Source organism: Streptomyces toxytricini, from assembly GCF_014649915.1.
Lineage (GTDB): Bacteria > Actinomycetota > Actinomycetes > Streptomycetales > Streptomycetaceae > Streptomyces > Streptomyces toxytricini.
The window spans coordinates 104,363-110,525 of record NZ_BMTY01000025.1 but is presented as its reverse complement, the minus strand read 5'-3'; the positions used below and the strand labels follow the sequence as shown (position 1 = coordinate 110,525).

The 6,163-nt window shown below is 74.4% G+C and carries 8 protein-coding genes; 6 read left to right on the top strand and 2 right to left on the bottom strand.

Annotated features, from left to right (window positions below):
- From IE170_RS27645 to IE170_RS27630, 4 genes are all read left to right on the top strand, one after another.
- On the top strand, positions 1 to 500 hold a 500-nt coding region (locus tag IE170_RS27645), incomplete at its 5' end, for a cbb3-type cytochrome c oxidase subunit I (RefSeq protein ID WP_189812179.1).
- A 10-nt stretch (positions 501 to 510) separates the two neighbouring features.
- Positions 511 to 846: a hypothetical protein gene (locus IE170_RS27640; protein ID WP_189812178.1), complete on the top strand. Its 336-nt coding sequence runs from the start codon at positions 511 to 513 to the stop codon at positions 844 to 846.
- A gap of 62 nt (positions 847 to 908) precedes the next feature.
- Positions 909 to 2,114: a spore photoproduct lyase family protein gene (locus IE170_RS27635; protein ID WP_189812177.1), complete on the top strand. Its 1,206-nt coding sequence runs from the start codon at positions 909 to 911 to the stop codon at positions 2,112 to 2,114.
- A gap of 100 nt (positions 2,115 to 2,214) precedes the next feature.
- Positions 2,215 to 2,439 (top strand): hypothetical protein, encoded by a 225-nt coding sequence (locus tag IE170_RS27630; RefSeq protein ID WP_125548282.1) that lies wholly within the window; start codon positions 2,215 to 2,217, stop codon positions 2,437 to 2,439.
- Positions 2,440 to 2,468: 29 nt separating this feature from the next.
- Here IE170_RS27630 and IE170_RS27625 read toward each other — a convergent pair whose 3' ends face one another.
- Both IE170_RS27625 and IE170_RS27620 read right to left on the bottom strand, forming a co-directional pair.
- Complete coding sequence (locus IE170_RS27625; protein WP_189812176.1) at positions 2,469 to 2,795, bottom strand: hypothetical protein; 327 nt, start codon at positions 2,793 to 2,795, stop codon at positions 2,469 to 2,471.
- Positions 2,796 to 2,920: 125 nt separating this feature from the next.
- Entirely contained in the window at positions 2,921 to 4,996 is a 2,076-nt protein-coding gene (locus IE170_RS27620) for an MMPL family transporter (RefSeq protein WP_189812175.1), read from the bottom strand.
- 70 nt (positions 4,997 to 5,066) lie between these two features.
- On the opposite strand from IE170_RS27620, the gene IE170_RS27615 reads away from it, so the two are divergent.
- Positions 5,067 to 5,561, top strand: coding sequence for a MarR family winged helix-turn-helix transcriptional regulator (locus IE170_RS27615; protein ID WP_189812174.1), 495 nt, complete (start codon positions 5,067 to 5,069; stop codon positions 5,559 to 5,561).
- 90 nt (positions 5,562 to 5,651) lie between these two features.
- Positions 5,652 to 6,107: a hypothetical protein gene (locus tag IE170_RS27610; protein ID WP_189812173.1), complete on the top strand. Its 456-nt coding sequence runs from the start codon at positions 5,652 to 5,654 to the stop codon at positions 6,105 to 6,107.
- The last annotated feature ends 56 nt before the right edge of the window (positions 6,108 to 6,163 follow it).

The window sequence follows — 6,163 nt, the reverse complement described above, 5'->3', positions numbered from 1 at the left end:
GGCCGAAGATGACCGGCACCATGCTCGACGAACGCCTCGGCAAGATCCACTTCTGGACGCTGTTCATCGGCTTCCACGGCACCTTCCTGGTGCAGCACTGGCTGGGTGCGGAGGGCATGCCCCGGCGGTACGCCGACTACCTGGCGGCCGACGGGTTCACCCCCTTGAACATGGTCTCGACGGTCGGCGCGTTCCTGCTCGGCCTGTCGACGCTCCCGTTCTTCTACAACGTGTGGAAGACCGCCAAGACGGCGCCGCGGGTCACCGTCGACGACCCGTGGGGCTTCGGCCGGTCACTGGAGTGGGCGACGTCCTGCCCGCCGCCCCGCCACAACTTCGACACCCTCCCCCGCGTCAGGTCGGAGTCGCCCGCCTTCGACCTGCACTATCCGGAGGTCTCCGCGCTGGAGTGGACGGAGGGCCACGGCCGGCGCGACGCCGTCGACCAGTCCGGCGCGCGCCGGCTCCCCGGAAGCGACCGGGGCCCGGGCGCGGAGTGAGGGGGGCGCCATGGACCGGGAGGACGCAGCGGCCGGTCTCGCACGGCTGGAGGGCTACCTCCTGAGCCAGGCCGCACGCCAGGAGGCCGCTCGGGCCGGCGACGCCTTCGCCGGCGCCCTGACCTGGCTCGGCAGCGGGGAGCAGGAGGAGATCGCGCGCCGGTTCGCCGACCACCACCTGGCGCTGCGCCGGCAGATACTGCGCGCGGTGGCCGACCGCGCCCAGGAGCTGCGCGGCGAGTACGGCCACCGGTACGCGGTACTGCGCCGCCGCACGGTCACGGTCGCGGCGGCCGCCGTGGCCGCGCTCGCGGGAGTGTCGGCCTGTACGGCGTACCTGCGCTGACGGCCCCGGCCGGGCAGCGGGCGGCCCCGGGAAGCCGGGGCCGCTCCGTACACTGGGGTGAAATGGACGGACGACGGCAATCCGGGCGAGGGCGGCAGGGCGTCGAAGCGGACGCCCTGTTCGGGATCGACGAGCTCGTGGCGGCGGCCGGGCCCGCCGGCGAGGAGGTCGGTGCGGGTGCCGACCGGCCGTTCCGGGACGGCCCGCAGGCGCGCAGGATGCTGCGGGTCACCGAGATCCACGCCGAGCCGGCGGCGGCCGCCTCTCCGCGGGGCCGGCAGATCATCGCGCGGTTCCCGGGGGCCCGTCTCGTGGAGGCGGAGTCCCACTGGCGCATCCCGCACCTGCACGGCAACGAGGGCAGCGTCGAGCGGTGGGTGCAGGTGAAGCGGCAGACCCTCGTCCTCGGCGAGCGGAAGTCCTTCGGGATCCGGCCCAACGGCAGGTCGGCCGACTGGATCGCCCCGGGCCTGTCCAACGGCTGCGCGATGGCCTGCGCCTACTGCTACGTTCCGCGCCGCAAGGGCTTCGCCAACCCGATCACCGTCTTCACCAACGCCGAACGGGTGCTGGACGCCATCGGCCGGCACGTCGCGGCGGCCGGGCCGAAGCCGGAGCCCAACCAGTGCGACGACCGGGCGTGGGTGTACGACGTCGGGGAGAACGGCGACTGCTCGGTCGACGACCTGATCAGCGACAACACGGCTGACCTGGTCCGCGCCTTCCGCCGCTGGCCCACCGCCAAGGCGTCCTTCGCCACCAAGTTCGTCAACCCGGACCTGCTGCGGCTCGACCCGCAGGGCCGGACCCGGATCCGCTTCTCCGTGATGCCCGCCGACGACTCCCGCCTCCTCGACGTGCGGACCAGCCCGGTCACCGAGCGCCTCGCCGCGGCCGCGGACTTCCTCGACGCCGGCTACGAGGTGCACTTCAACCTGTCGCCGGTGGTGGTCCGGCCGGGCTGGGAGGAGGCCTGGGGCGGGCTGCTGGACGCCATGGACGACGTCCTGCCGCGCCGGGTGAAGGAGCAGGCGGCGGCCGAGGTGATCATGCTGACGCACAACCGCGAACTGCACGAGGTCAACCTCGGCTGGCACCCGCGGGCCGAGGAGCTGCTGTGGCGCCCGGACCTCCAGCAGGCGAAGAAGTCGGAGAACGGCGCCTGGAACGTCCGCTACCGCAACGCGGAGAAGGCCTCGGCCGTGGAGTCGCTGCGGGGGCTGATCGCGGCGCGCGCGCCCTGGCTGCGGGTTCGCTACGCCTTTTGACCGGCCGGGACCCCGGGCTGGTGCCGCCGGTCGTGCCGAACGGAGGCCGGGACGGGTCCGCCGGGATGCGGAGGTGCCCGGGTGCGGTGAGCCTGGGGGCATGCCGGACACTCCGCACATCACCGTCCACCCCGTGACCGCCAAGGGCGGCCGGCCGGTCACGGCGCACACCCACGGCACCGATGCCCCGCTCGGCACGGCGTACGGCCTCCGCGACGTCGTGGAGTTCGCCCGCCGGGCGGGTTTGCACGATCCGGAGTCCCTGGTCGAGCAGGACAGCCCGATGATCGTCTGGACGGGAGGCGGCCCGGACACCTGGGCCTGACGGGCCCGGCGGTGCCGGGCCGCGGCCGGTCAGCCCTTGAAGCCGCTGCACTGGGTCACTTCGCCGCCCTGGCGGACGGTGTACTCGGCGTTCGGCACGTTCATGACCTGGAAGCCGCCGTTCTGGGCGATCTCCACCGTCCCGCCGAAGCCGGCCGAGCCGAAGACGTACGCCGGCCCGGGCGTGAAGCCCCCGCCGGAGAGGTGGACGCGGCCGTTCTCGAGGACGCCGGAGATCGAGCACGTGGCGGCCGGCGGGGCTGCCGGGGCCGCGGCTGCCGACCCGGCGCCGAGCAGGGCGCCGAGTGCGGCGGCCGCAAGCGGTACGAGGATGCGGGGGCGGGTGCGCCGGTTCATGGAGCCTCCTTGGCGAGGGGCCTTTTCCGGGGGTGCGGCCGCACTCCCATCGTCGCCCCGCGGGTTGCCCGCTGCGACCGGGCGGCGTCGCCGGCCGGTACCGCACGGCGAACCCCCGCCAGGCCTCACTGCTCGGCGCGTGCGAGGCGGCCGGGCCACCAGCTGCGCGGGCCGAGGTCCACGACGAGGGCCGGGACCAGCAGGGACCGGACGACCAGGGTGTCGAGGAGGACGCCGAAGGCGACGATGAAGGCGATCTGGACGAGGAAGGCCAGCGGGATGACCATCAGCGCGGCAAAGGTGGCCGCCAGGACCACCCCGGCGGAGGTGATGACCCCGCCGGTCGTGGTCAGCCCGCGCAGGACGCCCTGGCGCACCCCGTGCGCGAGGGTCTCCTCGCGGACGCGCGACATCAGGAAGATGTTGTAGTCGACGCCGAGCGCCACCAGGAAGACGAACCCGTACAGCGGAACGGACGCGTCGGTGCCGCTGAAGCCCAGCAGGTCGAACACGAGCGCGGACACGCCGAGGGTGGCGAGGAAGTTGAGGGCGACCGTCGCCACCAGCAGCACCGGCACCACCAGGGCCCGCAGCAGAACCACCAGGATCAGCAGGATGATGCCGAGCACGATGGGGACGATGACGTTGCGGTCGCGGGCCGCGGTCTGCTGGGTGTCGTACTGCTGGGCGGTGTACCCGCCGACGATCGCGCCGGCACCGGGGACGGCGTGGACCTGCGCGCGAAGCCGCTCGACGGTGGCCTTGGCGGCGTCGCTGTCGGCGGCCGCTTCCAGCGTGGCGTCGATGCGGACGCGGCCGTCGTGCACGACCGGTTCGCCCTCGCCCGGACGGCCGGTGGCCGTGACTGCGGCCGCCGAGGCGACGCCGTCGGTCGCGCGGGCGGCCGCCTGCACCTGCTCCGCCCGCCCGGCGTCGGCGATGATCACGGCAGGCTGGCCGGATCCGCCGGGGAAGTGCCGGCCGAGGGCCTGCTGGGCGCTCACGGAGGGCGCCTCGCCGACGAAGATCTCGTCGAGCGGTACGCCCTTGGAGGACAGCGTCGGGGCGAAGGCGGCCATGGCGAGCAGCAGCACCGTGGTCGACGCCCACACCTTCCGCGGCGCGCGGTCGATCAGCGCGGCGATGCGGTGCCACACGCCGCGCCCGTCCTCGCCGGCGGCCCTGGGCTTCGCCGGCCAGTACGCGGTCCGGCCCAGCAGGGCGAGGACGGCGGGCAGGAAGGTGAGGGTCGTCAGGACGGCGCAGAGGATGCCGATCGCGCCGACGGGCCCGAGCGCCCGGTTGTTCGTGAGGTCGCTCGCGAGCAGGGCGAGCAGGCCGAGCGCCACGGTGGCGGCGCTGGCGGTGATGGCGCCGGCCGAGCGCCGGACGGCGGCCGTCGCCGCGCGCATGCGGTCGCCGTGGGCGGCGAGCTCCTCCCGGAAGCGGGCCGCGAGGAGGAGGGCGTAGTCGGTGGCCGCGCCGATGACCAGGATGGAGAGGATGCCCTGCACCTGGCCGTCGACGCGTACGGTGCCGCGGTCGGCGAGGGCGTAGACGATCGCGCAGGCGAGGGAGAGGGCGAACACGGCCGCGACGATGATCACCAGCGGCAGGAGGACGCTCCGGTACACCAGCAGCAGGATGAGCAGGACGGCGCCCAGTGCGACGCCGAGCAGCAGTCCGTCGATGCCGGCGAAGGCGTCGGAGAGGTCGGCCTGCGTGGCCGCGGGGCCGCCGATGTGCACGGTGGCGCCGGGTACGGTCGAGGCCGCCGAGCGGACCGAGTCGAGGACGGCGGGGAGCTCGTCTCCCAGGTCGGGCTCGAGGGGCACGACGGCCTGGAGCGCCCTGCCGTCCTCGGAGGGCCGGGCGGGCGAAGGCGCCTCGGCGATGCCGGGCCGGCCCGCGAGTGCGGCGACGGCGCGGGACGCGGCGGCCGTCTGGTCCGCGCTGATGCGGGTGCCGTCCGGGGCCTCCCAGACGACGATGGCGGGGACGGATTCCGAGCGTTCGAACGGCCGCCGGGCTTCGAGGACGGCGGTGGATTCGGCGCTGCGGGGCAGGAAGGCCGCCTGGTCGTTGGTGGCGACTTCGCCGAGCTTCCCGGCGTAGGGGCCGAGCGCGCCGCCGATGCCCAGCCAGACCACCAGCAGGGCCAGCGGGACCAGCCACAGGGCCCGGCGCGGATTACTGCTCACGTGAACGAACCGCCCTTCAATCACTCAATCAAAAAGTATGTCAACGATTGAGAGATCATATGCTGGTGTCATGCCCAGCGCCGACGCCCCCCTGCCCCCACTTCCGCCGGACGACCCGATCGGGTTGCAGTCCTTCGCCGTGCTGCTGCGCCGCATGAACGCGGAGTTCAACCGGATCGTCCAGGAGTTCGCCCAGGCGCACGGGCTGCACCTGACGGACGTCCAGGCGCTGATCGCCGTCCTCGACGCCGAGCACGACGAGGAGGGCGGCCCGATGACCCCGGGGCGCCTGCGCAGCCGGATGAACCTCACCTCGGGGGCCGTCACCGCCTGCCTGGACCGGCTGGAGAAGGCCGGCCACGTCCGGCGGGTCCGGGCCGCGGACGACCGCCGCGTGGTGCACATCCACTACGCCCCGTCGGGCCGGGAGGCGGCGCGCGCGTTCTTCGGGCCGCTGGCCCGCGGCACGCAGGCCGCCTGCGCGCCCTTCGACCCCGGCGAGCTGCACGTCGTGGTGCGCTTCCTGCAGGAGATGAACCACCAGCTCGGCCTCGTGGGCCGCTGACGGCGCAACCGGGGACGGCCCTCCCGCCGTCCGGATGGCAGCCCCGCGCGCCCGCTCGGCGCGCGGCCCCGCAGCGGCTATGCAGGGAGGGTGAGCGCACCAGAGGAGCACGACCAGCCGCCCCGCACGGACCCCCTCCGGCCGCACGGCGTGCCGCACGCCACCGTCCTCGCCCTCGGCGCCCTGTCGAAGGCGCTGGAGACCACGGAACGCGCGCGCGGCCACCTGTACTCCTTCCACCAGCTGACCGGCACCGCGGACTTCGAACTCGACGACGCGGTGCGCCTCTTTCGGGAGGCCGGGCACCACGGCGTGGCGGCGGCGATCGAGCGGGACATCCTCGGCCGCAACGTCATCCCCGGCCACTGGACCTTCCAGATCGTCGAGGCCTACAACCACACCTACTACCGGCCGTTCGCGGCGCTCGCGGAGCAGGCCGTCGGCGAACTCGCCGGCGGTCGCGACCACCTCTACGAGGCGCAGCTCAAGCGCGCCCGCCGCACCCCGGGCCACCCCGACCACACGGCGGGCCCCCCGGCGGACTGAAGCCCCGCGGCCGTGCCCCGGGCGCATCGGCCCCGGGGCACGGCGGCGGGGTTGCC

Bases quoted from the DNA above. Each gene is read 5' to 3' on its own strand.
- IE170_RS27625 (WP_189812176.1), bottom strand. From the start codon at position 2,795: ATGAACCGGCGCACCCGCCCCCGCATCCTCGTACCGCTTGCGGCCGCC.
- IE170_RS27630 (WP_125548282.1), top strand. From the start codon at position 2,215: ATGCCGGACACTCCGCACATCACCGTCCACCCCGTGACCGCCAAGGGC.
- IE170_RS27635 (WP_189812177.1), top strand. From the start codon at position 909: ATGGACGGACGACGGCAATCCGGGCGAGGGCGGCAGGGCGTCGAAGCG.
- IE170_RS27615 (WP_189812174.1), top strand. From the start codon at position 5,067: ATGCCCAGCGCCGACGCCCCCCTGCCCCCACTTCCGCCGGACGACCCG.
- IE170_RS27640 (WP_189812178.1), top strand. From the start codon at position 511: ATGGACCGGGAGGACGCAGCGGCCGGTCTCGCACGGCTGGAGGGCTAC.